Genomic DNA, 23,451 nt, shown 5'->3' on the forward strand with positions numbered 1-23,451 from the left:
GCCGGATTCGGATTGCGCTGCCGTTAACGTCCTGCCAAGGTGCGTGAGATCAACTGGTACGGACTGGTCCGGGTGGACCGGGGGATAACGGGGCGGAATGTTCGGGATGTTGAAGCCGTGTTCGCACGGCGCCGAGAGGTATGGGATCGATCCGGCGCAGTGGCGGGCACACATGTGCGGGCTGTGCCTGGGTCTGTGTGACGGGCAGGGCCAATTGGCCCGGGCCGCGACGAATACCGACGCGATCGTGCTGAGCGTGCTGACCGAGGCCCAATTGGCCGCGCCGATGCGCCGGACCACCGCTGGGCCCTGTGCGCTGCGGGGGATGCAACGGGCCGAGGTCGCGGCCGCGGATTCGCCGGGTGTGCTGCTGGCTTCGACGGCGTCGTTGCTGCTGGGGTCGGCCAAGATTCGTGATCATGTCGAGGATCGGGACGGCTCGGTGCTCACCAGACGCCCGATGGCGCGAGTCTCCAACCGCTGGGCCAACGGCGCGAGAATCCAGGCCGAACGCATCGGCTTGGATGTCGAACCGCTTGTCGCCGCGATCAGTTCGCAGTCGGAGCTGGAGCGGAACGCATCCCGCGAGGCGAGCTCGCTCGACGCGTTGACCGTCCCCACCCAGACCTGTGCCGCCGAATTCTTCGCGCACACCGCGGTGCTTGCCGGTCGAACGGACAACATTGCTCCAATGCGCGAGGCGGGCAAACACTTCGGCCGAATTGCCCACCTGGCCGACGCCGTCGAGGATTTCGAAGACGACCTGGCGAACGGCCGATTCAACCCACTCGCTGCCACCGGCACCGATCTCCCTGAGGCCTACGACCTACTGCGCCAATCGGATTCGGACCTGCGCCGCGCCGTAGCGGTAGCCGAGCTGGCCGATGTCCCCACTGTCCGCTGGATCCTGCTCGACCCGCTGACCGCGCTGATGCGCCGCCTCGGCACCGGTGTCGGAGCGCCGATCGCCCATGTCTGCAAGACATCCCATGCCCGGCACGAACAGAATCACTACCCAGGCAGCCCGACCCAGCTGCCGCCACACCAGGAACCACCGCGCCGCCGCCCGCCGCATCGGCGCCCGGGAGTCGGCGAATCACTCGCCCTGATCATGGGCGTCTACTGCACCGGATACGCCTGCTGCGCCGATCACACCAGGCCGTGCTCCGGTGAACAGCGCCCGGCATGGTGGAAAGAGCATTGCGGCAACTGCTGCGACTGCGCCGAGTGCGCCTCCAACTGCGGTGACTGCTGCAGCTGCGGCGGCGACGGCTGTTGCTGCGACGGTTGCTGCTGCGACTGCAGCTGCTAGTTCGTCCGACGCCACTCGCCGGATTGCGATGTCCTCGACGTCCTGACAGGGTGCGTGAGATCAACTGGCACGGACCGGCCGCGTGGCCGGGAGATCGGGGCGGAAATGTTCGGGATGTTGAAGCCGTGTTCGCACGGCGCCGAGAAGTACGGAATCGATCCAGCACAGTGGCGGGCGCACATGTGCGGCCTGTGTTTGGGTTTGCGTGACAGGCAGGGTCAATTGGCTCGGGCCGCGACGAATACCGACGCGATCGTGCTGAGCGTGCTGACCGAGGCGCAGTTGGCCGCGCCGATGCGCCGGACCACCGCCGGTCCGTGCGCACTGCGGGGGATGCAGCGAGCCGAGGTCGCGGCCGCGGATTCGCCGGGTGTGCTGCTGGCTTCGACGGCGTCGTTGCTGCTGGGGTCGGCCAAGATTCGTGATCACGTCGAGGATCGGGACGGCTCGGTGCTCACCAGACGCCCGATGGCGCGAGTCTCCAACCGCTGGGCCAACGGCGCGCGGAGCCAAGCCGCGCGGATCGGCCTCGACATCGAACCGCTTGTCGCCGCGATCAGTTCGCAGTCGGAGCTGGAACGGAACGCGTCCACGGGGTCACTGGACGCGTTGACCGTTCCGACCCAGATCTGCGCCGCCGAATTCTTCGCGCACACCGCGGTGCTCGCCGGTCAGCGGGACAACATCGAGCCGATGCGCGAGGCAGGCAAACACTTCGGCCGAATTGCCCACCTGGCCGACGCCGTCGAGGATTTCGAAGACGACCTGGCGAACGGCCGATTCAACCCACTCGCTGCCACCGGCACCGACCTCCCCGAGGCCTACGACATACTGCGCCAATCGGATTCAGACCTGCGACGAGCGGTCGCGGCAGCCGAGCTGGCCGACATTCCGACCGTTCGCTGGATCCTGCTCGACCCACTGACCGCGCTGATGCGCCGCCTCGGCACCGGTGTCGGCGCACCGATCGCCCACGTCTGCAACACCTCGCACGACCACTCCGCGCACAGTCACCACCCCGGCGGTCCGCGGCGCCTGCCGCCCCGCCCTCGTCCCGGCTTGGCCGAATCCATCGGCCTGCTCGTCGGCGGCTACTGCACCGGTTACGCCTGCTGCGCCGACCACCGCCGACCGTGCAGCGGCGAACCGAAGCCGGCCTGGTGGAAGGGCGGTTGCGGCAATTGCTGCCGCGACTGCTGCGCCGACTGCGGTTGCGGCAAGAAGCGCAAGAAGAAGAAAGGCAGCGGTAACGGCGGCGGCCCCGAATGCGGCTGCGACGGTTGCTGCGACTGCTGTGATTGCAGCTGTTAGCGGCCGCGACGACCCGCGCCCCGAGTCGTCGACTCGGGGCGCGGGTCTCGTGAATCAGCTCAGCGCAGGGTCGCCGTCAGATGCGGGTAGCCCTTCTTCGGGTTCCGGATCGCCAGATCCCAGCCGCCTTCGACCTGATCCGCGTACACGTTCACCGTGGACGGCAGCAGGATCGGCTTGCCGAACTTGACCGCGTAGGTGGCCTGGTCCGGGACCCGGCCCTCGATGTTGGCGAGGATGTTGGCCGCCGACCACATGCCGTGCGCGATCGGCTTCGGGAATCCGAAAGCCTTGGCGCCCAGCGCGGAGGTGTGGATCGGGTTGTGGTCGCCGGAGGCGGCCGCGTACCGGTTGATGATCTTCTGATCGACCCGGAACTGCCGCATCGGCGGCGGGGGCACCTCGTCCGGCTTGGGCTCGGGCTTGGGCCCGCCCGACAGCGAGGTCCGCTGCTGGTGCAGGAACGTGGTGACCTGCCGCCACACCAGTTCGCGGCCGACGTTCACCTCGGTGACGGCGTCGACCAGCAGCCCCTTCGGGTGCTCGCGCAGGTTCTCGATGTGGGTTTCGAAGTCCAGCGGCTCGGCCACCGAGATGGCGCGGGTGCGCTCGATCCGGTTCTCCGCGTGCACCGCGCCGACCGCGACGAACGGGAAGTCGCGGGCCACCACCAGCTGCATGGCCAGCGGGAAGCTGAGCACGAACGGGTAGGTGAGCGGCAGCGCGTCACCGAAACGCAGACCGGTGGCCCGGCAGTAGGCGGCCAGGTGATCGGGATCGACCCGGAAGCCTTCCAGCCGCACCACGCGGTCGGGCAGCTTGTTGCCGCGCGCCGAAAGCAGCGGCACCGGAACGGCTCCCAGCGCGGCCTTGACGAAAAGGCTGCTGTTCTTGGGTGGTGCGGTGAGCGTGATCATCTGCGTCATCATGCTCCGATCAGGGACTGACCGCAGACGCGAACCACGTTGCCGCTCACCGCGTTCGATGCCGGGCTGGCGAAGTAGGCGATGGTCTCGGCCACGTCGACGGTCTGGCCGCCCTGCAGCAGCGAGCTCATCAGGCGGCCGGCCTCGCGGGTGCCGAGCGGGATGGCGGCGGTCATCGCGGTCTCGATGAAGCCGGGCGCGACGGCATTGATGGTGATGCCCTTCTCGGCCAGCTTGGGCGCTTCGGCGTTGACCATGCCGATGACACCGGCCTTGGAGGCGCCGTAGTTGGTCTGGCCGCGGTTGCCCGCGATGCCCGCGATGGAGGACACGTCGATGACGCGGCCGCCTTCCTTGAGCGCGCCGCGGGCGACCAGGCCCTCGGTGATGCGGTGCGGCGCGGCCAGGTTCACGTTGATGACCGAGTTCCAGCGGCCCTCGTCCATGTTGGCGAGCAGCTTGTCGCGGGTGATGCCGGCGTTGTGCACGACGATGTCGATGCCGCCGAAGCGCTCGGTGCAGAACTCGGCGAGCTTCTCCGCGGCGTCGGGGGAGGTGACGTCGAGCGCGAGCGCGGTGCCGCCGACCTTGTTGGCGGTGTCGGACAGTGCTTCACCGGCGGCCGGGATGTCCGCGACGACGACGGTGGCGCCATCCCGGGCGAAGACCTCGGCGATGGTCGCGCCGATGCCGCGGGCGGCGCCGGTGACCACGGCGACCTTGCCCGCGAGCGGCTTGTCCCAGCTGGCGGGGGCCACGGAGTCGGCGGAACCGACCCGGATGACCTGGCCGTCGACGAACGCCGACTTGGCCGAAAGCAGGAAGCGCAGCGTGGATTCCAGGCCGGTGGCCGCCGCGGAAGCCTCGGGCGAGAGGTAGACCAGCTGTGCGGTCGAACCGCGCAGCAGTTCCTTGGCGACCGAGCGGGTGAAGCCCTCGAGGGCGCGCTGGGCGATCTGCTCGTCGACGCTCGAGGTCAGTTCCGGCGTGGTGCCGATGACCACGATGCGACCCGACGCGGTGAGGCTGCGCAGGGCCGGCTGGAAGAACTCGAACAGCTGCGAGAGGTCTTCGATGGAGCCGATGCCGGTCGCGTCGAAGACCAGCGCGCCGTACTTGGTGCCCTGGCTCAGCGAGTCGGCGAAGGTGTAGTCGGACAACAGGTTCCGCACCGGCTCCGCGACGCGGCCCTTGCCGCCGATCAGCACCGGGCCGCTCAGCGGCGGCTCGCCCGCCTTGTAGCGGCGCAGGTTCTCCGGCTGCGGCAGGCCGAACTTGCTGGCCAGGAACTGCCCGGGCGCGGAGTGTACGAACGATCCGTAGAGGTTGGGAGCACCCTTGCTCTTGCTGGCTGCCACTGTTCCACCTTTTCTGTCGTGGTTTGTCGCGTTCGCGTCCGTGCCCCGGGCACGAATTACGCACGTCACGGGGTACGGTGTCGACAATGAACTTACTCCAGAGTAAGTTTAATGTAAACCAACACCGACGGGGCGCATTACCCCCGGACATCCGACGAGACCGTGGAGACTCGAGTGACTAGCAAAGCCCGTTCGGCCAAGAAGCCTGTGAAGCAGCCGAAGCCCGTCGCGATCGTGGGCGGCAACCGGATTCCGTTCGCGCGCTCGGACAAGGCCTACGCGCACGCGTCCAACCAGGACATGTTCACCGCCGCGCTGGATGGTCTGGTCAGCCGGTTCAACCTGCAGGGCGAGCGCCTGGGCATGGTGGTCGGCGGCGCCGTGCTCAAGCGCGTCGGCGAGCACGGCATGATCCGCGAAAGCGTGCTCGGCTCCAAGCTGAGCCCCTACACCCCCGCCCACGACCTGCAGCTGGCCTGTGGCACCGGCCTGCAGTCCATCGTCACCGTCGGCGACGCGATCGCCGCGGGCCGCATCGACGCGGGCATCGGCGGCGGCACCGACACCACCTCGGACGCCCCGATCGGCGTCAGCGACACCATGCGCGAGTGGATGCTCGACGCCAACCGCGCCAAGTCCAACAAGGACCGGCTCAAGCTGGTCGGCCAGCTGCGCCCGTCCATGGTCGGCATCGAGATCCCGCGCAACGCCGAGCCGCGCACCGGCCTGTCGATGGGTGAGCACGCCGCCATCACCGCCAAGGAATTCGGCGTCGCCCGCGAGGCGCAGGACGAGCTGGCCTACCTGTCGCACAAGAACATGGCCGCCGCCTACGACCGCGGTTTCTTCGACGACCTGATCACCCCGTTCCTCGGTCTGACCCGTGACGACAACCTGCGTCCCGGCTCCACCATCGAGAAGCTGTCCACCCTGAAGCCGGTGTTCGGCGTCAAAGCCGGCGAAGCCACCATGACGGCCGGCAACTCCACCCCGCTCACCGACGGCGCCTCCGCGGTGCTGCTGGCCAGCGACGAGTGGGCCGCCGAGCGCAACCTCCCGACCCTGGCCTACCTGGTCGACTCCGAGGTCGCCGCGGTCGACTACATCCACGGCCCGGACGGCCTGCTGATGGCGCCCACCTACGCGGTCCCGCGCATGCTGGCCCGCAACGGCCTGACCCTGCAGGACTTCGACTACTACGAGATCCACGAGGCCTTCGCCTCCGTGGTCCTCGCCACCCTGCAGGCCTGGGAGTCCGACCAGTACTGCAAGGAGCGCCTCGGCCTCGACGGCGCCCTCGGCGCCATCGACCGCTCGAAGCTCAATGTCAACGGCTCCTCGCTCGCGGCCGGTCACCCGTTCGCGGCGACCGGCGGCCGCATCGTCGCCTCCACTGCGAAGATGCTGGCGGAGAAGGGATCCGGCCGCGCGCTGATCTCCATCTGCGCCGCCGGCGGCCAGGGCGTCGTGGCGATCCTGGAGCGCTGAAAGCTCCTGCCCTGAGCTGAGTCAACCGGACCGCGCCTCGGAACATGTGTTCCGGGGCGCGGTTTCGTTCGTCCTGCTCAGCGGATGAGGGTGGTGCGTTCGGTGGCGAAACGGACCAGGGCGGGGGCGAAGCGCCAAAGGTAGTACTGGGCGCGCGATTCCGGTGTCACGGGCACGACCTTCTTGTTCTTCTGGACCGCACGGACGATCTGCCTCGCGACTCGGTCGGGGGTGTAGCCGCGGAGGCGGTAGAGGCGGTCGTAGCGGTCCTGCATGCGGGCTTCGGTTTCGGGGGAGACGCCGGACATGCGGGTGGTGCGGACGATGTTGGTGTGCACGATGCCGGGGCAGATGGTGCTGACGCCGATGCCGCTGCTGGTCAGTTCGGTGCGCAGGCAGTCGGAGAACATGAAGACCGCGGCCTTGCTGGTGGAGTAGGCGGTGAAACCCTGCTGGGGCGCGTAGGCGGCCATGCTGGACAGGTTGACGATGTGACCGCCGAGCCCGCGGTCGGCCATGGCCCCGGCGAAGGCGCGGCAGCCGTGCACGACGCCGCTGAGGTTCACGTCGAGGACGCGCTGGAAGTCCTCGGCGGAGGTCTCCAGGAAGCGGCCGGCCTGGCCGATGCCCGCGTTGTTGACCAGGACGTCGGGAACGCCGTGCTCGGCAAGCACGTCCTCGGCGTGTTTGCCGACGGCCTGCTCGTCGGAAACGTCGAGTTGGTAGGCGTGGCCTACGCCGCCTTCCTTGGCAAGCAGCGCCACCGTTTCCTCGGCCGCCGCGAGATCGATGTCGGAGACAACGATTTCCGCGCCGTCGCGGGCGAAAGCCAGGGCGGTCTCGCGGCCGATTCCGCTACCGGCCCCGGTGATCACGACCAGCTGATCCTCGAAAGGCCTGCGGTGCGCGCCCATCCGGGCCCGGCGCAGACTGCGGGCCGGCGGCGCGCCGGCGGTCGCGTCGATCAGTTCCATGGTGGCGGAGGCGAGCAGTTCCGGATGCGAGAACGGCAGCCAGTGCCCGCCTTTCACCACCCGCAGCCAGACCTCCTCGGCCCACTGGTCCTCGTCGGAGTACGCGGATTGGCGCACCGCCGGGTCCCGGGTGCCGATGATGATCTGCACAGGCACCTCGGTGCGCGCGTCGCGAGCGCGCAGCGGATTCGCGAACCAGGTCGCGCGGTAGATGCGCAACCCGCTCGTCATGTCCTGCTTGAAGGTCGGCGCGAGATGGATCTTGTCGGGTTGCGCCCCCTCGCTGTTGGAAAGCATGGTCCGCCAGCGCTCTTCGCTCATTCCGAACCGAATCGCCGCGTGCGGCAACGCGGGCAGCGCGAGAATCGTCGAATAGGCGAAGGAGCCGAGCTGGGCGAGCGGCAGCGCGATATTGCGCGGGGTCGGGCGGGCGAGCCTGCTGCGGGCCCACTGCGCGGTGTGCGCCAGGCTCGGCCCGGAGACCGAGGTGAAGGAGGCGACCAGCCGACGGGCGTCGGGGCGGCACACGACCTCCCACATCGCCACGCTGCCCCAGTCGTGCGCGAGGACGTGCACCGGTTCGTCCGGGCTCAGTTCCTCGATCACCGTTACATAGTCCTGCGCCAATGTGTCGACGGAGATATCCAGGGAGCCAGGCGGATTGGTGGACTCGCCGTGTCCGCGATTGTCCACGCTCAGCACCCGGAACCGATCCAGGAACTCGGGCGCCACGTTGTCCCACAGGTGGTGGGTGTCCGGCCAGCCATGCAGCAGCAACAGGGTCGGCCCGTCCGGCGTGCCCTGCTCGTACACCGCGATGTCTACCGCACCGTTGCGCACCAGGTGTTTGACAACCATGGACTCACCCCACATCCGGACCGCCGTTGGTCCTCGGAACTACGTCTCCCGCACCCATTCTGTCCCAGACGCGTCCGTCCCGAAACCCCACAGAATAGGCGCCCTCGCGACACGGCAGGGCCCGGTCTCGAATCACCGAGCCCCGCAGCGGAATTGGAGCGCTACTTGCCGGGCAGCTCGTTGTGGCCGCCGAAGGCCTTGCGCATCGCGGAGAGCGCTTTGTCCGCGTAGAGCGCCTCGCCGCGCGAGGAGAACCGCTGGAACAGGGCCGCCGCGAGCACGGGCGCGGGCACTCCGGTGTCGACGGCGGCGTCCAGTGTCCAGCGCCCTTCGCCGGAATCCGACACCCGTCCGCTGAAGGTTTCCAGCGCCGGATCCGCGTACAGAGCACCGGCGGTGAGATCGAGCAACCAGGAGGCGACCACGGACCCGCGCCGCCACACCTCGGTCACCTCGGGAATGTCGATGTCGTACATATAGTGCTCGGGGTGGTCGAGCGGTGTCTCCTCCGCGGAGAACTGGCCGTCGTGCTCGGCCCCGATGTTGGCCTTGTGCAGGATATTCAGGCCTTCGGCGTAGGCGGCCATGGCCCCGTATTCGATGCCGTTGTGCACCATCTTCACGAAATGCCCGGCGCCCGCGGGCCCGCAGTGCAGGTAGCCCTGCTCGGATTCCGACGGCTCGCCCTGGCGTCCGGGCGTCCGCTCCGCCGCGCCGATGCCGGGCGCGATCGACTTCAACAGTGGGTCAAGGTATTTCACCTGCTCCGACTCGCCGCCGATCATCAGGCAGAAGCCGCGCTCCAAACCGAAGACGCCACCGGAGGTTCCGATGTCGACATAGTGGATCCCCTTGGGCTGCAATTCTTTCGCCCGCGCGATGTCCTCGTGGTACCGGCTGTTGCCGCCGTCGATGACGATGTCGCCGGGTTCCAGCAGCCCCGCCAGCTGGTCCACCATCGCCCCGGTAGCGCCCGCCGGGATCATCACCCACACCACCCGCGGCGTCTCCAGCTTCGCCACGAACTCGGTCAGCTCGGTGGTTCCACTGAAGCTCTTACCTAGCTCACCCTGCAACATCTCGATGTTCTCGGGGTGCCGATCCAGGCCGACGGCGGTGTGCCCGTCCCTGGCGATGCGGCGCACGATGTTGGCGCCCATCCGGCCCAGTCCGATCATTCCCAGCTGCATGCCATCCCTCTCCTCGTGTACGGCTTCGCCGAAGCGCTGGCGGTGATGCGATCCAGTCCGTTTCCGATTGTCCCGCGTGGTGGGCCGGAAACCTGGTGAGGCGGGATGTAACACGCGTAGCGGGTCGCCGATAAACAGATCGGCTCCGCGTAGTTGCCAGACCCCCGACCCGGCAACTGCGCGGAGCCTTTCCGTATGTTTTGCGGGGCGCCGGCTGCTCGTCCGTGCTGTGCGGACGGTGTCGGCGCGGCCCACTATCGTGGGCGGAGACTCGCACCGGGCGAGTGCCTTTCACCTGACTGTATTTGTTTCAGAGACACGGGGAGGACGGTTCGTGACGAACGAGTCGAGTACCGGACGCCACGACCGCGGTCGAGGGCAGGGTGAAGTCACCTTGCGCCAACTGCTCGAGGCGAAGCGCACAGCCGCCGCCGAACAGTCGGGTGGATCACAGAACGAATCGATGCCGACGGTGCCGCTGCGGACGGTCGCGCGCGACGATCAGCGCGCGTTCTCCGATCAGCAGCGGATCGAGGACCCGCCCACCGAGGTCCTGCGCCCCGTCGCCGCCACCCGCGCGAAGCCGGCGCCCGGCTCCGGCTCCGGCGCCTGGTGGAAATCGCCGACCACCCGCCGGATCGGAATCGCCGCGGGCGCCCTGCTCGCGGTCGGTCTCATCGGCTACGCCACCGACTGGATCCGGTCCTCGGGCGAGGTCCCGCGCGGCACGGTCGTCGCGGGCGTCGACATCGGCGGGATGGACAAGGCCGCGGCCGACGCGAAACTGCGCGCCGCCCTGTCCGGCCGATCCGCTCAGGAACTGCCGATCCGCATCGGTGACGTGCAGACCCAGCTGCTGCCCAGCGCCGCCGGTCTGGCCGTCGACTGGGACGCCACCTGGGACAACATCGGCGGCCAGCCGATCAACCCGTTCACCCGTTTCGCCTCGATGTTCACGATGCGCACCGTCCAGGTCGCCAGCAGCGTCGACGACAGCGCGCTCGACCAGCAGCTCACCGCACTGCGGGTGCACGATCGCCCGACCGTCGAGGGCACCATCAGGTTCGACGACGCCAAGCCGGTCGCCGTGCCGCCGGTGCCCGGCCGCGAGCTCGACGCGCCCGCCGCTCGCACCACCCTGATCGACAACTGGGTGCTCGGCGCGGCCCTGGACCTGCCGGTGCATCCGGCGCCGGTCACCGTGCAGCCGGAGGCGCTCACCAAAGCCTTGAACGAGATCGCCACCCCCGCGGTCTCCGCCGACGTGACGTTCACCGGCAAGGACGCCACGGGCAAGGAAGCCACCGCGAAGCTCGACCCGGCTCAGATCGGGACCATTCTGTCCTTCGTTCCCGACGGCCAGGGCGGTCTCGCCGCGAAGTACGACCAGAACATCGCCATCGGCCTGCTCGCACCGCAACTCGCGCCCTCCGAGATCGAGCCGAAGGACGCCACCTTCGCCGTCGCCGGCAGCGCGGCCCGGGTCGTCCCCGCCGTCGTCGGCAACAAGGTGAACTGGCAGAAAACGCTGGATCAGCTTCCGGCGCTGCTGCTTTCACCCGCGCAGCGCTCCGCCCCGGCGATCTACGAGAAGGTCGCGCCCAAACTCACCACCGAGGCCGCCAACGGCCTCAAGATCGTCGAACCCATGGGCTCGTTCACCACCGGCGGTTTCAGCGGCCCCTCCGGCGTGAACATCCGCACCGTCGCGGCCAAGGTCAACGGCGCGGTCGTGAAACCGGGAGATGTCTTCTCGCTCAACGACTTCACCGGCCCCCGCGGCGTCGCCGAGGGCTATGTCGAATCCGGCATCATCGACCACGGCCGCCCCAGCACCGCTGTCGGCGGCGGCATCAGCCAATTCGCCACCACCCTGTACAACGCCGCCTATTTCGCCGGTATGGAGGACGCGGGCCACACCGAGCACAGCTACTACATCTCCCGCTACCCGGCTGCCCGCGAAGCCACCGTCTTCGACGGCGCCATCGACCTCAAATTCCGCAACAGCACCCCCACCGGCGTCTACATCGAAGCCATCGCCACCGGCTCCGACATCACCGTTCGCCTCTGGGGCACGAAATCGGTCGAGGTCGAGTCCATCACCGGCGAGAAGACCAAGCCCACCGAACCCAACACCGTCAAACTCCCCAAGGGCAAAGACTGCATCGCCTCCGAGGGCGCGCCCGGCTTCACCATTTCCGACACCCGCGTCATCAAGGACCGCAAAACCGGCAAAGAGGTCTCCCGCCACACCCGCACCGTCAAATACGACCCCATCCCGGTCGTGAAGTGCGAGTGAGCGTTCAGTTCATAGTGCCCTGCATAGGAATGTAGATTTCGGCCGCTTCGACGAAGCCCGACCCGGTCAACTCGGCCAAGGCCAAGGCTTCGTCGATCTTGCGGAGCGCCTTGCGCACATAGGGGCGGTCGTCCCATTGATCGCCGACCTCGTCGAGCGCTTCGGCGTTGCCGGACAGCCAGTTTCGGAAAGGGCGGATGTCCGCGGGTGTCGCGTAGCCGCCGATGCTGTAGTTACTGGAGATGGTCCAGTCGGATTCCCAATGCAGGGCGGGGAATTCTGTGGGCAGCGAGCCCAGTAGCGGCTCGTTCCCCGACAGCGGCACGTAGTCCTCGGTGTCCGCGCGCTCGGCCAGTTCGCTCGGCCACACCTTGCCGCGTTCGATCCAGCCGGGGAGCAGGGCGGCGAGAAACTCGACCACACAGAATTGGGCGTTGCCGGTGAGCGCGCCCGCGGCGGAAATATCGTCGCCGTCGGCATTGCGGATGGTTTGACGGCCCGCGCGCAACGCCAGCGCCGCATCCCGCAGTAAATCGAGTTTCCAGCGGAAACCGATGGCCAGGTTCTCGTCGGTGGGCAGCGTCCCGCTCACCTCGGGCTCGACATGATTCACCAGCGCCGGATCGATCAGTGCGATTTGGCCGCGGGCCAAGTCGTCGACCTGGTCGACAGTGGAATCGCAGTATCGGGCAACGGTTTCGGCGACCGCCGCCGGATCTTCTTCGGTGACGAAGAACGGACGGCCCCACAGGTAGAGAAAAGTGTCGAAATCGGGGCCTGCATAAGCCTTTCGGGTCCCCAATCCCCAGGCGTTCGCGCGGAACCGGACCTTCGCCTGCCGGACCGCGTGGTCGATCAGGTCGTCCAGATCATGATCGCCGCCGTGGCCGGCCAAAAACGGAACAACCCGCTGCTCGACCAGGCCGATGTCGATCGGGTGAAAGCTGATGTCGTAACCCATGAGACCACTCCTCGAACGCGACAGAACCGGCGTACTTTTCCCGATCGGCCGCCGCTACGCAAATCGGAGCTGCGGGTGCGAGACTCGTTTTGCGTGCGATGGTATCGAGGGTTGGAAAGCGAATCGAAAATGTTTATCGGACAGCGCATTTCGGTGACATGTGCTGTACGTTGCCCCCGGGGAGGTTCCGTTCAAGGGTGCTGACCCGTGTTTTTGTTTGAACGATGACAGGATCTGAATGACCACCACGCAAACCATGTCGCCGATTCAGCGTCGCAATCCGCTGCTGACGTGGCTGGTGTTTCCGCTCATCACGCTGGGGATCTACTTCCTCGTCTGGTACTACAAGATTCATCGCGAGATGGCCGACCTCAAGCGGGACCAGAACGCTCCGGTCTCCGGCCCGCTGCTGGTGATGATCTTCCTCAGCTGGACCGGTATCGCCGCCCTGATCAGCTTCTGGCGCACCGGAACCCGGATCAGCGAGGCGCAGGAGTCCGCGGGTCTGGAGGGTACCTGCAAGCCGCTGTACGGGTTCTTGCTGAACCTGGTCTTCGGCCTCGGCATCCTGTACTACCAGCTGGAACTGAACAAGATCGCCGACCGCATCGACCCGCAGCAATAGCACGCCGGTCCGCACGAACGAGCCCGGATCTCCAGGGATCCGGGCTCCGCGTGCGTCGGTGGGGCAGCCATAAGTCATTTTCGGTGTGTCGGTCGCTCGGTCTACCATTCGCGGCAGCCACCGCGTGGGTGGTCCGTGCGAAATTTCTGGGGGCGTTGTGACCGACGATCCGGTTCTCACCGAATTGTTGAAGGTGCTCGAGGGCAATCCCGAGGTGCTGCCGTTGCGGGTTCGGGTGATCGAGTTGCTGGCCGAGCGGGCACGATACGCCGACGCGCTGGCGCAGTGCGCTACGGCGCTCGGGCAGGATCCGGGCAACGAACAGGTGCTGGCACTGCTCCAGCAGTGCACTGCCGCCCTCGCGAACCCCGGGGCGCAAACGTCTGCCGCGCCGACGTATTCGGCGCCCGCCCCGCAACAACCTGTCGCGCCTGAGCGGCCCGCGGGGTTCGATTGGCAGGCCGCGGAGCGAGAGGTAGAAGACATCGTCGCTCCGGCTTTCGTCGACGGCGGGGAGCCGGTGGCAGTCGCCGCGGGTGATGTGGGGCGGTTCGGCAAATCCAAGATCACTCTCGCCGATGTCGGCGGAATGGACGACGTCAAACAGCAGTTGGATTTGTCGCTGCTCGGTCCGTTGCGAAACCCGGAGCTGGCCAGGGCCTTCGGGACCAGCGCGCGGGGTGGACTGTTGCTGTACGGCCCGCCCGGGGTGGGAAAGACGTTTATCGCCTCGGCTGTCGCGGGTGAGCTGGGCGCGAACTTCTATCCGATCGAGATCGCCGACATTCTCGATATCTACACCGGCGCGAGCGAACGGAATCTGCACGGCATCTTCGAGGTGGCGCGGCGCAATGCGCCCTGTGTGCTGTTTCTCGACGAGGTCGACGCGCTCGGGCACAAACGCAGTCAGATGTCGGGGTCGGCGACGATGCGGACCGTGGTGAATCAACTGCTCACCGAAATGGATTCGGCCACCAACGACAATGACGGGGTGTACATCCTGGGTGCTACGAACCACCCCTGGGATATCGATGTCGCACTGCGCAGACCAGGCCGTTTCGACCGGATGATTCTGGTGACGCTGCCGGATCCGGAAGCTCGCGTGAGTATTCTGCGGCACCACCTGAAAGACCGGCCCGTCGAGGGGATCGATCTCGGCGCTATCGCCAATCGAACCGAGGGGTTCTCCGGCGCCGACTTGGCCCATATTTGCACCTCGGCGACGCAACTGGCGATGGCGGACGCGATCCGCAGCGGCACCGTGCGACCGGTGCGGATGGCCGATATCGATCAGGCGCTGGCGCAGGTGCGGCCCAGCGCCGGGTCCTGGTTCGAATCCGCCCGCAGCGTAGTGGAATTCGCGAATACCGACGGCGCCTACGACGAACTGGCACGGTATATGAAACGCATGAAGCTGCGGTGACGTCCGAGCTGGACCGGGCGTGGGTGCTGATCGGGCTGGATCGGCTGGACGCGGCCCGGGAGCAGTCGGCGCTGGTGCTGGCCGGCCAGCCGGATAATCCGGACGCGCTGGCGATCATGGCGTACGTCACGCACAAGTCGGGACAATACGAGCGCGCGGCGGAATACGCGGGCAGTGCGCTGGCTCAGGACCCGACCTATGAATTCGCCTGGCGGGTCAAGGCTTTGGCGACGCTGGAGCTCGCCCGTGCCGCCACGCCGGGCGCGGAGCGCGACCGGCTGTACGCGCAGGCGGAATCGTTCGCGCGCGGTGCGGTGGACAATGGTCCGGAGCAAGCGGAAAACCACCGCGTAATGGCGCTGGTGCTACGGGATACCAATCCCGCCGCTGCGCTCGAGGTGCTGGATCACGCGCTGGAGCTCGATCCCGAAGACGTCAATGTGCACGTGGCCCGAGCGGTGGTATTGCGGTATCAGTTGCGCGACTTCGACGGTGCGGACGCGGCTTTGAATACCGCGTTGCAGCTGGATCCGGAGCACGCGGCCGCCCTGCACGAGCTGGCGCTCAACGATATCGATTTGAATCGCCCGGAGTCCGCGAAACGCCGCTTACATCTTGCCGCCCAATTGGATCCGCGGCGTGGCGCCGACGTACGGGAAGCCCTGAATTGGCTCGCGGCCGACCAGGCCCGGCGCCGTGCCGACCACAACGACGTCGCCAGGCCGGTTCCTGCGCACAGTAGCGCTACGCCCGCCGCGCCCGCCAAGAACTTGGGCTGGGTACTTTGGGGCGTGATTGTCCTGATCGGCCTCCTCGTCCGCGCGGTGTGGGGAGCCTCCGATTCGGACTCGCCCAGGGATTCCCCGACCTCGCGCTACCCGGCTCCGACGATCATCCAGATTCCGTCGCAGCTGCGGAACCCGCCCACCTTTCGAGTGCCGAACTTCCCCACTCGGACGCCGAACTGGTCGAACTTTCCACGCTCGACCCAGATTGGGATCCCGCCGACTCCGCGCTGACCGCGTGCTTCAATTGTTTGTTCCACGCGGAATCGAAATGCGTTTGTGCAGTGTGCACAGCCGCATTCGGTTGCGCCCGCTGGCATATCGAGCAGCTATTGCTAGCACTATGGTCGCCAATCGTGAACCGCCGCTGAATGTTACAGGTTCATTGATGTGAAAGATGTCTCACCGTAACTTGCCGATTGCTGAAGTCGGCTTGCCTGGCAGGGGAGTTGGGGGCTGGCGGAATGTCCGGCTACCAGGCTGAAGTTCCGCAATATTGCCGGTTTCTTCGCGCACCTCACCGCGGTATGGGTGGGCGTTGTGCGCGAGGATTGCTGGCTATCGGGGTTTACCGACCGCACGTAAGGGGTACATGGATGTTTCAGATCCGCGCGCCCGAGTGTGGTCCGGGAAGTCGATCCGGTTCGAGGCAAGGACCTCGAGGTTTCATAATGAAATCCCCGTTAACAGTCGGCTATTGGCAATCTTTCCATTCTGTGAACTCGTATTCCATTGCGCTACTTCAGTTGTGATAGGACTGACGTGGTCGTCAGTCATCTCGCTGCCGATGTGTGAATCTTTCCTGAGGGGAATCGTTTTTATGAAGAAGTTCAGCGCGTTCGTGATCGCCGGTGCTGCCGCGGCCGGCATCCTGTTCGGTGGCGCCGGTGTGGCCGGAGCCGAGGAGGAGACCCCGGTGGACACCGGCTCGGCCAAGCTGCTCACCGCGCTGATCACCGGTTCGGCCGGTGCGAAGACCGACCCGGCGGACACCGCGGAGCCCGAGACCGGCGGCACCGGCTCGGCGTCCAAGGAGCTCATCGAGGCTCTCACCAAGCTGATCACCGGTTCCTCGGCCACCAAGCCGGCCCCGACCGAGTAAGTAGCACTGTCGCGAAGTGCCCTCCCGCAGCTGCGGGAGGGCACTTTTGCGTTGCCGGGATTTTTGTTCTCCGGGATTCATATTTTTCACGTTGCTCGGACGCTGCGGGCAACCCTTCGGAACCGCGACGCTTTCGCCCAGGTAGCGGCATCTCTCCAGCTCCGTGGGGTCACACCCGGCCCACTCCGTGGGTGAACAAACTGCAACTGATCGTTTGCGCGATGTTCACCGAGGTGTGTGGAACTGACCAATTCGGGTGATAGAAAGAGCCGGTATCCGCCGCAGGCCGCGGTGCGATCTTTGTTGATGAGGGAAGAAGAGTTATCCATGAGCAAGATCCGTGCGCTGGGTGTCGCCGTCGCGACCGCCGGTTTCCTTTTCGCCGGTGCCGGTATGGCCTCGGCTGATGTCTCCACTGTCACCGACCCGGTCGACACCACCTCCGGCTCGGCCACGGGCTCGGCCAACTTCGCCACGCTGCTGAACAAGCTGCTCTCCACCGGTTCCGGCGACCCGATCAAGCCCAAGGGCGTTGCCGAGGAGACCGGCTCGGCGTCCGGCTCGGCGAACTTCGCCACCCTGCTGGCCAAGCTGCTCTCCACCGGCTCGGGCAACCCGATCCCCCCGAAGTCCTGACGCCTCGCGCGTAAGGAAAAGCGGCCCGGAGCGATCCGGGCCGCTTTCGCTTTATCCGCGGGTATTACAACGGAGTTCGCATGAGGATCACGTTGTACTGGCTGTGCACGGTCAGCAGGAAGTACAGGTCCCGGCCGGTTTGATACGGGAAGATCATCGGGGCGTAGGCGGTGGGGAGTTCCGCGGCCGTGATCAGCACCCGCGGCTCGCTCCAGGGCCCCTCCGGCGCGGGCGCGGTACGCAGCACCACCGAATTGAACGGGTCGGTAGTCAGCATGACGAATTGACCCAGATGGTCGTTCCACATCACCGACTGTTCGGCGACGCCGCCCACAATGGGCGCAGCGACCTTCACATCGGGCTTCCACTCCTTGCCGTCCCAATATTCGTAGGCATCGAGATCGGCGACAGCGGGTTCGGGCGCCCGCGAGACGAATCCGGGATTGTCGCGGCCCGCGGGCGTGCCGTACCGATAGACGAATCCGTCGCGCTTGACGAAAGCGTTCTGCTGAAAGTTCTCGAAGCCGTCGACATTCGCGCGGCGGGTATTGGGCAACTGCCCCCAGGTCTGCCCGCCGTCACCGGACACGGCGAGGGTGGAGAAGTTGGTGCTCCACTTGCCGTGGTCGCCCCATTCCCGCACCGACATCATGCTCATGTACTGCACCCCGCCCACCGAAATGCCCGCGGTCGGAATGAGACTGATCTCGATGCCCGGAATCTTCGGGCTCGGCAACGGATTCGGCACGACGCTGTCGAAGTAGATGCCGTGGGACGGATCGTGGGTGCTGCTGCGGAACAGCATGTTCGAGCTCCACGCCCACATGCTGCCCGCGAGCAGGTTGGGCATGCCCAGGCCGGCGCTGTCGCCGAACGCGGTGATCATCCGGCCGCCGCCGTCGTCCCACATGATGCCGAGGTCGGTCCCGATCATGTTGACCCGCTCGGTCTTGTTCGGGCTGCCCATGCCGGTCATCTGGAACACGGCCTGAGTCTGGCCGGGCAGCTTCGGCAGCCCCTCCCAGCCGTTCAGCACCGGAATCGGATTGATGTTGTTGGGATCGGCCGCCGCGGGTCCGGCGATGACGAGAGTTAGGGCGGCAACGCAGGCACCGGTTCTGGCCAGTGCAGACAGCGATCGGTTCATCCGGACGGTCCCCTTCTGTGGCGCGCGCGGTCTGCCCGATCATAAACAGCGCGGCCCGGGATGAACCCGGGCCGCGCTGTCTGTGTATTCGATTGTGAATCAGCCTCAGAAGGCGGCTTCGTCGAGCTCCATGATGTCGTTGTCCAGGTTCGACAGGATGGCGCGGGTCGAGGTCAGCTCCGGCAGGACGTTGCGCGCGAAGAACTGCGCGGTGGCGACCTTGCCGTGGTAGAACGCCTCGTCCGAGCCGTTGTCGAGGGCCTTGATGGCGACCTCGGCGCCGCGCAGCAGCTGCCAGCCGATGAGCAGGTCACCGACCGACATCAGGAAGCGCACCGAACCCAGGCCGACCTTGTAGAGCTCCTTCGGGTCCTGCTGGGCGCCCATCAGGTGCCCGGTCAGGGTGGCGGCCATGGCCTGCACATCCTCGAGCGCGGTGGCCAGCAGCTTGCGCTCGGCCTTCAGGCGGCCGTTGCCGGCCTCGGACTCGATGAACTTCTGCACCTGGCCGGCCACGTGGGCCAGCGCGACGCCGCGATCGCGGGCGATCTTGCGGAAGAAGAAGTCCTGCGCCTGGATCGCGGTGGTGCCCTCGTAGAGGGAGTCGATCTTGGCGTCGCGGATGTACTGCTCGATCGGGTAGTCCTGCAGGAAGCCGGAGCCACCGAAGGTCTGCAGCGATTCGGTCAGGTACTGGTAGGCGCGCTCGGAACCGACACCCTTGACGATCGGCAGCAGCAGATCGTTGACGCGGAACGCGGTGTCCTTGTCGGCGCCGGAGACCAGTTCGGCGATCTGGTCGTCCTGGTGGGCGGCGGTGTAGAGGTAGATCGCGCGCAGGCCCTCGGCGTAGGCCTTCTGCAGGGCCAGCGAACGACGCACGTCCGGGTGGTGGGTGATGGTGACGCGCGGGGCGGCCTTGTCGGTCATCTGGGTCAGGTCCGCGCCCTGGACGCGCTGCTTGGCGTAATCCAGCGCGTTCAGGTAACCGGTGGACAGGGTCGCGATGGCCTTGGTGCCGACCATCATGCGGGCGTTCTCGATGACGTCGAACATCTGGGCGATGCCGTTGTGCACCTCGCCGACCAGCCAGCCCTTGGCGGGCACGCCGTGGCCGCCGAAGGTGACCTCACAGGTGGCCGAGACCTTGATGCCCATCTTGTGCTCGACATTGGTGACGAAGACGCCGTTGCGGTCGCCCTTGGTCTCGGTCTCGAAGTCGAAGTGCCACTTCGGTACGTAGAACAGCGACAGGCCCTTGGTGCCCGGGCCCGCGCCCTCGGGGCGAGCCAGCACCAGGTGCATGATGTTCTCGAACAGGTCGTCGGAGTCACCCGAGGTGATGAAGCGCTTGACGCCCTCGATGTGCCAGGAGCCGTCTTCCTGCTTGACCGCCTTGGCGCGGCCGGCGCCGACGTCGGAGCCGGCGTCCGGCTCGGTCAGCACCATGGTGGCGCCCCAGTTGCGCTCCGCGATGATCGAAGCCCACTTCTTCTGCTCTTCGGTGCCGTTGTTGTAGAAGACCTCGGCGAAGCCGGCGCCGGCGGCGTACATCTGCGCGGGCGGGTTGGCGCCCAGGATCATCTCGCCCAGGGCCCAGCCGACGACCGACGGCGCGCCCAGGCCGCCGAGCTCCTCGCGGACCGGAACCTTGGACCAGCCGGCGTCCTCGAGGGCCTTGTAGGACTTCTTGAAGGACTCGGGGAGGGTGACGGTGTGGGTGGCGGGGTCGAAGACCGGCGGGTTGCGGTCACCGTCGACGAAGGAGTCGGCGAGCGGGCCCTCGGCCAGGCGACGCACCTCGTTGAGCATCTCCTTGACGGTGTCGCTGTCCAGGTCGCCGAAGGCGCCGCTGTCCAGCAGGGAGCCCAGGCCCAGTACCTCGAAGAGGTTGAATTCCAGGTCGCGGACGTTGCTCTTGTAGTGACCCATGTTGTCTCTCACTCTCCATTGAGTCGGGTGCGGTCGGTGGTTGGCCGTTCCCGCCCGTTCGTGCGCCTCCGGGTAGCCATGCCGTGTGCAGCTTGCTACTCGCGGGTAACTTACGTGCCATATTACCGGCGGGTAATCACTGCGGCAAAGGCTCGAGCGGGCAATGTGACGCGAAAGACACTGCGGCTCATTGCCCCTGGTTGGGACTGCGGGTAATGGGACGCTCGGCCCGTTTCCGGGCGCCCGACGGCGCTTCCGGGCTCACCGATTGCTGAACGGTTACGGTGAGGTGTGCATATCGAGACGAGCGCCGGACCGGCCGAGATCGAGCTCGACAAGCCGCGTTCCCCGGCCTTCCTGCTGCTGCTCACCCACGGCTCCGGCGGTGGCGTCGACGCGAAAGACATTCTGGCAGTGCGCGATACGGCGCTCGGACTGGGCGGGGCGGTCGCACTGGTGACCCAGCCGTACCGAGTGGCCGGAAGGCGCGCCCCTGGATCGGCGGTCAAGCAGGACGAAGCCTGGCTGGAGATCGTCGCGGCCCTGCGCAAGAAGGTGAAGAACGTGCCGCTGATCCAAGGCGGACGAAGTAATGGGGCGCGAGTGGCCTGCCGGACGGCGGTCGAGGTCGCGGCCCGCGGCGTCATCGCGCTCTCCTTTCCGCTGCACCCACCCGGCAAGCCCGAGAAAACGCGGCGCGAGGAGCTGCTCGCGGCTGGGGATATCCCGGTGGTGGTGGTCAACGGGGGCAGCGATCCGTTCGGGATCCCGGCGGCGGCCGACGCCGCCGAGGTGCGGGTCATCGCCGGACAGCCGCACTCGTTCCGCACCGGGTTCGATGTCATCCAGGCCACCGTCGAGCCGTGGCTGCGGCGCTGGTCGAAGTAGCACCGCGGGGTGACCCGCCATCCCTCGCCGGCGTGATGCGGCGCTTCGCCCGGTAGCTCGAAGATCGGTGCATGACGTTATCTCGCGCCCTCGCCGGTGCGCTGCTGGCCGCGGCGGCAGCCGCCGCCGCGCTGACCGCCTGCACGGCCGAGGCGGCCCCGGAACCCACGCTGACCTGGCAACCCTGTGCGGAGAACGGCGCCTACGAATGCGCGTCCCTGCCGGTGCCGATCGACTGGGCGAACCCGGACGGGGACGCCATCGAGCTGGCTGTGGTGCGCGACCGGGCCTACGGCTCGGACCGGGTCGGCACGCTCGTTTCCCTGCCGGGCGGCCCCGGGAGTTCCGGCGTCGACCAGATCCTGCGCGGCACACCGTTTTCCGCCGGGCTGCGGGCCCGGTTCGACATCGTCAGCCTCGATCCGCGCGGGGTCAAGCGCAGCAATCCGGTGCGCTGCGACGCGGGCCTGGTGACCGGACGGCCGAACCTGGTGCCGGACGCGGGCGGCCGCCTCGACCAAGCCCATTCCTATGCCAGGGAGCTCGCGGCCAGCTGCCGCGAGCACACCGGACCGCTGCTGGACCATCTGGACGCCGAGAGCGTCGCACGTGATGTCGAGGCGCTGCGGAAAGCGCTGGGGGAGCAGCAGATCAGCCTCTACAGCCGGTCCTACGGCACCATGCCCGCGCAGCGGTACGCGGAGCTGTTCCCGCGCCACCTGCGCGCGTCACTGCTCGACAGCGTCGACGACCACAGCCTCGGCGGCGCGGAATTCCTTGCCTCCCAAGCTCGGGCGGGACAGGACACTTTCACCGAGTTCGTGGCGTGGTGTGCCCGCGAACCGCACTGCGTCCTGCACGGACAGGACGTGCCCGGGTTGTACGGCGAGCTGTTCGCCGCCGCCACGCGCGGCGAATTACGTGATGCCAAGGGCAAGGCGCTGGCCCCGCTCGATCTGAGTAGCGCGGTGACGCAACGGCTTTACCGTCCCGAGTGGGCCGAACTGGCGCAAGACCTGCGGACGCTGGCCGCCCAGCCCCGGGGTGCGGCCGAACTTCCGGCGGCGCCGCGGCGCACCGGGGAGATCGTGCCCATGCCGCAGATCATCTTCTGCTCGGACTGGCAGTTCGACATCGCCGAGCAAGACCAGTGGCAGCGGCTGTGGCGGGCACAGCGGGACAACGCACCCACGCTGCGGTCGCACTTCGCCTGGGGCGCGGCCAGTATCTGTTCCGGCTGGCCGGTGGCCCCGAAGAACCCGCCGCACCGCCCGCTGATCCAGGACGGGCCGCCGGTTCTGATCCTCAACTCCCGGCACGATCCGGCCACACCGCACGAATGGGCGGTCCAGGTCGCGGCGCAGACGCCGGGCGCGAAGCTGCTCAGCTACGACGGCTGGGGTCACGGCATGTACGACCGCTCGCCCTGCGTTACCGCCGCCGCCGACGGCTATCTGATCGACCTCCGGCTGCCGCCGGGCGACAGCTGCCCGGCCGCCTGATCACTCCGCGTCGCCGCCGGATTCCGGCAGCGGCCGGGTGGCGACCACCAGGGCGTCGATGGCGTCGCGGCCCTCGGTGGGCCGCAGCACCCGGTCGGCGAGCCGGACCCGGACGTGGCTCGCCGCCGGTCCCAGGTCGGCGGCGATGTCCTCGGGCGTGAAGAGGATGGACGGGTCCTGCGGCCCGCCGTACCCCTCGGTGAGATTCGAGCTGTCATGTCCGAGGACGAGCAGAGTCCCTTCGGGCGCAAGCAGATTCGCGGCCCGGCGCACCACCTCGCGGCGCTGTGCGGCGGGCAGGTGCAAGAAGACCATCAGCACCAGCTCGTACGGCCCGGCGATCCCCGCGCCCGCCAGATCGGTGACATCGGCGCAGTGCCAGCTGATCCGGCTGCGCACCGACCGCGACAGCCGGGTCGCGACGGTGCGCCCCTTGTCGATCCCCACCTGCGAGTAGTCGATCGCGTCCACCTGCCAGCCATGGGTCGCCAGCCACAACGTGTTGCGGCCCTCGCCGCAGGCCAGGTCCAAGGCGCGGGGATGCTCGGGCAGCGCGCCGCCCGGCGTCTCGGGCCGCAGGATGATGGCACGTTCCAGCCCGTACACGTGCTCGACGACGGTGCTGTTCGGCGGCGCACCCCAGACCAGCTCACTTTGCGCGTATCGCGCGTCCCAATCGGCCGCTTCCATGGGTGCGAGTCTATTGACGAAGAACCGGCGGCCGCCCCAGGGAC

19 protein-coding genes are annotated in these 23,451 nt (G+C 67.4%); 11 read left to right on the plus strand and 8 right to left on the minus strand.

Features of this window, described 5'->3' with window-relative positions:
- Positions 1-97 precede the first annotated feature (97 nt).
- A complete protein-coding gene (locus AB0M14_RS18695; protein WP_364996409.1) occupies positions 98-1,312 on the plus strand; it encodes a DUF5685 family protein in 1,215 nt (404 codons plus the stop codon).
- A gap of 105 nt (positions 1,313-1,417) precedes the next feature.
- Positions 1,418-2,623: a DUF5685 family protein gene (locus tag AB0M14_RS18700; RefSeq protein ID WP_364996411.1), complete on the plus strand. Its 1,206-nt coding sequence runs from the start codon at positions 1,418-1,420 to the stop codon at positions 2,621-2,623.
- Positions 2,624-2,682: 59 nt separating this feature from the next.
- On the opposite strand, the gene AB0M14_RS18705 is transcribed toward AB0M14_RS18700, so the two are convergent.
- Together AB0M14_RS18705 and AB0M14_RS18710 are read right to left on the minus strand one after the other, a co-directional pair.
- Entirely contained in the window at positions 2,683-3,549 is an 867-nt protein-coding gene (locus AB0M14_RS18705; protein ID WP_364996413.1) for a MaoC/PaaZ C-terminal domain-containing protein, read from the minus strand.
- Positions 3,549-4,907, minus strand: a complete 1,359-nt coding sequence (locus AB0M14_RS18710; protein ID WP_364996416.1) for a 3-oxoacyl-ACP reductase — start codon at positions 4,905-4,907, stop codon at positions 3,549-3,551. Before AB0M14_RS18710 ends, AB0M14_RS18705 begins: the two co-directional genes overlap by 1 nt.
- Before the next feature lie 174 nt (positions 4,908-5,081).
- Between AB0M14_RS18710 and AB0M14_RS18715 the strand changes: the two genes are divergently transcribed.
- Positions 5,082-6,395: an acetyl-CoA C-acetyltransferase gene (locus AB0M14_RS18715; protein WP_364996418.1), complete on the plus strand. Its 1,314-nt coding sequence runs from the start codon at positions 5,082-5,084 to the stop codon at positions 6,393-6,395.
- A gap of 77 nt (positions 6,396-6,472) precedes the next feature.
- Here AB0M14_RS18715 and AB0M14_RS18720 read toward each other — a convergent pair whose 3' ends face one another.
- Together AB0M14_RS18720 and gnd are read right to left on the minus strand one after the other, a co-directional pair.
- Positions 6,473-8,227, minus strand: coding sequence for an SDR family oxidoreductase (locus AB0M14_RS18720; protein ID WP_364996421.1), 1,755 nt, complete (start codon positions 8,225-8,227; stop codon positions 6,473-6,475).
- A gap of 161 nt (positions 8,228-8,388) precedes the next feature.
- Positions 8,389-9,417: a phosphogluconate dehydrogenase (NAD(+)-dependent, decarboxylating) gene (gene gnd, locus AB0M14_RS18725; protein WP_364996424.1), complete on the minus strand. Its 1,029-nt coding sequence runs from the start codon at positions 9,415-9,417 to the stop codon at positions 8,389-8,391.
- Between the two features lie 334 nt (positions 9,418-9,751).
- Between gnd and AB0M14_RS18730 the strand changes: the two genes are divergently transcribed.
- On the plus strand, positions 9,752-11,716 hold the full coding sequence (locus AB0M14_RS18730; RefSeq protein WP_364996426.1) for a VanW family protein: 1,965 nt from the start codon (positions 9,752-9,754) through the stop codon (positions 11,714-11,716).
- A 4-nt stretch (positions 11,717-11,720) separates the two neighbouring features.
- On the opposite strand, the gene AB0M14_RS18735 is transcribed toward AB0M14_RS18730, so the two are convergent.
- The gene (locus AB0M14_RS18735) at positions 11,721-12,677 is read right to left on the minus strand and encodes a hypothetical protein (RefSeq protein ID WP_364996429.1); all 957 of its coding nucleotides are present in this window, start codon (positions 12,675-12,677) and stop codon (positions 11,721-11,723) included.
- A 238-nt stretch (positions 12,678-12,915) separates the two neighbouring features.
- Between AB0M14_RS18735 and AB0M14_RS18740 the strand changes: the two genes are divergently transcribed.
- From AB0M14_RS18740 to AB0M14_RS18760, 5 genes are all read left to right on the plus strand, one after another.
- The gene (locus AB0M14_RS18740; RefSeq protein ID WP_364996431.1) at positions 12,916-13,302 is read left to right on the plus strand and encodes a DUF4234 domain-containing protein; all 387 of its coding nucleotides are present in this window, start codon (positions 12,916-12,918) and stop codon (positions 13,300-13,302) included.
- A gap of 157 nt (positions 13,303-13,459) precedes the next feature.
- Positions 13,460-14,725 (plus strand): ATP-binding protein, encoded by a 1,266-nt coding sequence (locus tag AB0M14_RS18745; protein ID WP_364996434.1) that lies wholly within the window; start codon positions 13,460-13,462, stop codon positions 14,723-14,725.
- Positions 14,722-15,744 carry a hypothetical protein gene (locus AB0M14_RS18750; RefSeq protein WP_364996438.1) on the plus strand — a complete coding sequence of 341 codons (1,023 nt, stop codon included), beginning with the start codon at positions 14,722-14,724 and terminating at the stop codon, positions 15,742-15,744. The genes AB0M14_RS18745 and AB0M14_RS18750 overlap by 4 nt, the downstream gene beginning before the upstream one ends.
- 586 nt (positions 15,745-16,330) lie before the next feature.
- Positions 16,331-16,612 carry a hypothetical protein gene (locus AB0M14_RS18755; protein WP_364996441.1) on the plus strand — a complete coding sequence of 94 codons (282 nt, stop codon included), beginning with the start codon at positions 16,331-16,333 and terminating at the stop codon, positions 16,610-16,612.
- Between the two features lie 327 nt (positions 16,613-16,939).
- The gene (locus tag AB0M14_RS18760) at positions 16,940-17,248 is read left to right on the plus strand and encodes a hypothetical protein (protein ID WP_364996444.1); all 309 of its coding nucleotides are present in this window, start codon (positions 16,940-16,942) and stop codon (positions 17,246-17,248) included.
- A 64-nt stretch (positions 17,249-17,312) separates the two neighbouring features.
- Here AB0M14_RS18760 and AB0M14_RS18765 read toward each other — a convergent pair whose 3' ends face one another.
- Both AB0M14_RS18765 and AB0M14_RS18770 read right to left on the minus strand, forming a co-directional pair.
- Positions 17,313-18,395 carry a DUF4185 domain-containing protein gene (locus tag AB0M14_RS18765; protein WP_364996447.1) on the minus strand — a complete coding sequence of 361 codons (1,083 nt, stop codon included), beginning with the start codon at positions 18,393-18,395 and terminating at the stop codon, positions 17,313-17,315.
- 105 nt (positions 18,396-18,500) lie between these two features.
- Positions 18,501-20,327 carry an acyl-CoA dehydrogenase gene (locus AB0M14_RS18770; RefSeq protein ID WP_364996450.1) on the minus strand — a complete coding sequence of 609 codons (1,827 nt, stop codon included), beginning with the start codon at positions 20,325-20,327 and terminating at the stop codon, positions 18,501-18,503.
- Positions 20,328-20,618: 291 nt separating this feature from the next.
- On the opposite strand from AB0M14_RS18770, the gene AB0M14_RS18775 reads away from it, so the two are divergent.
- Complete coding sequence (locus AB0M14_RS18775) at positions 20,619-21,215, plus strand: alpha/beta family hydrolase (protein ID WP_364996452.1); 597 nt, start codon at positions 20,619-20,621, stop codon at positions 21,213-21,215.
- A gap of 71 nt (positions 21,216-21,286) precedes the next feature.
- Positions 21,287-22,717: an alpha/beta hydrolase gene (locus AB0M14_RS18780; protein WP_364996455.1), complete on the plus strand. Its 1,431-nt coding sequence runs from the start codon at positions 21,287-21,289 to the stop codon at positions 22,715-22,717.
- On the opposite strand, the gene AB0M14_RS18785 is transcribed toward AB0M14_RS18780, so the two are convergent.
- The gene (locus tag AB0M14_RS18785) at positions 22,718-23,407 is read right to left on the minus strand and encodes a class I SAM-dependent methyltransferase (RefSeq protein WP_364996457.1); all 690 of its coding nucleotides are present in this window, start codon (positions 23,405-23,407) and stop codon (positions 22,718-22,720) included. It lies immediately after the preceding gene.
- Positions 23,408-23,451 lie beyond the last annotated feature (44 nt).

Origin of the sequence: Nocardia sp. NPDC051832 (assembly GCF_040681285.1) — a bacterium.
In the GTDB taxonomy this organism is placed as follows: domain Bacteria; phylum Actinomycetota; class Actinomycetes; order Mycobacteriales; family Mycobacteriaceae; genus Nocardia.